The organism is Bartonella sp. MU70NMGDW (genome assembly GCF_042194085.1).
Taxonomy (GTDB): domain Bacteria; phylum Pseudomonadota; class Alphaproteobacteria; order Rhizobiales; family Rhizobiaceae; genus Bartonella; species Bartonella grahamii.
Genome location: NZ_JBHIMK010000376.1, coordinates 1 through 1,108, shown reverse-complemented (window position 1 = coordinate 1,108; position 1,108 = coordinate 1). Strand labels below are relative to the sequence as shown.

Genomic DNA, 1,108 nt, shown 5'->3' with positions numbered 1-1,108 from the left:
GAACGTATTTTGGTCGATATATGGGCCCCTGAACGATATGTGTCGCGCATCCATAAAGGAGATGAGGTAACGGCAACGTTAATCGCGCAGCCAGATAGATCTTTTGTTGGTCATATTTATGCGATTGATAATATCGTTGATCCAGAAAGTCGTACACTTCATGCTCAGGTTGAAATCAATAATGAAAAAGATACGCTCATGTCTGGTATGTCCTTTTCTGTTGCCTTTCAATTTCATGGTGGTTCTTTTCCTGTCGTTAATCCTCTCGCGGTTCAATGGAACAGTAAGGGGTCATTCGTTTGGCGTGTGAGAGAAGGAAAAGTAGAGTCTATTCCCGTATCAATTATTCAGCATAAAGCGGATCAGGTTTTTGTGAAAGCTCCCCTAGAAAATGGTGATCAAGTTGTCATTCAAGGGGTGCAAATGCTTTATCCAGGAAGTAAAGTAACTATTGATGATCCAAAGTCTCATCAACAGCAATTATCAGTAGGTTATGGAACGGATATACAATGAGCCAAGAATTGAGCACAAAACAGCCTACGCCAAAGGTGGAGCAAGGTGGTCTCATTGCCTTATTTATTCGCAGACCGGTTTTTACTCTTGTTTTGAATGCTATGATCATCATTGCAGGGTTTGCAGCATGGTTAAATGTTGATGTAAGAGAATTACCCGATGTTGATACTCCCGTAATAACGATTGTGACGATGTTTTCTGGTGCGTCGGCAGAAACAATCGATCGTGAAGTTACAAAAGTTATAGAAGATGCTGTTTCTCGTGTTTCAGGTGTTAAGACGATTTCTTCAACGTCTTCTTTTGGACGCTCCCGTGTGCAGATTAATTTTAATGTCGGTGTTGATTTGAATGTTGCGGCATCTGATATTCGTGATGCTCTCTCCCGTATTACCTATTCTTTACCGAAAGATGTGGATTCGCCTTTGATTATTAAAGCAGATTCGAATGCTGCTGCCATGATGTATTTGGTTGTGACGTCACCAACAATGAGTGTTGATGATTTAACCACGATTGTAAACGATCAGATTGTTGATGCAATTTCTGCTGTTGATGGTGTTGGTGATGTACAGGTTGATAGTGCTCGCACAAAGATTTT

Annotated in this window: 2 protein-coding genes; both read left to right on the top strand. The window is 40.9% G+C overall.

The window, feature by feature from the left end:
• Nucleotides 1–513: efflux RND transporter periplasmic adaptor subunit (locus tag ACFIKE_RS12280; protein ID WP_375649982.1), on the top strand; the 513-nt coding region annotated here is incomplete at its 5' end.
• On the top strand, nucleotides 510–1,108 hold a 599-nt coding region (locus ACFIKE_RS12275), incomplete at its 3' end, for an efflux RND transporter permease subunit (protein ID WP_375649980.1). The genes ACFIKE_RS12280 and ACFIKE_RS12275, both read left to right, overlap by 4 nt.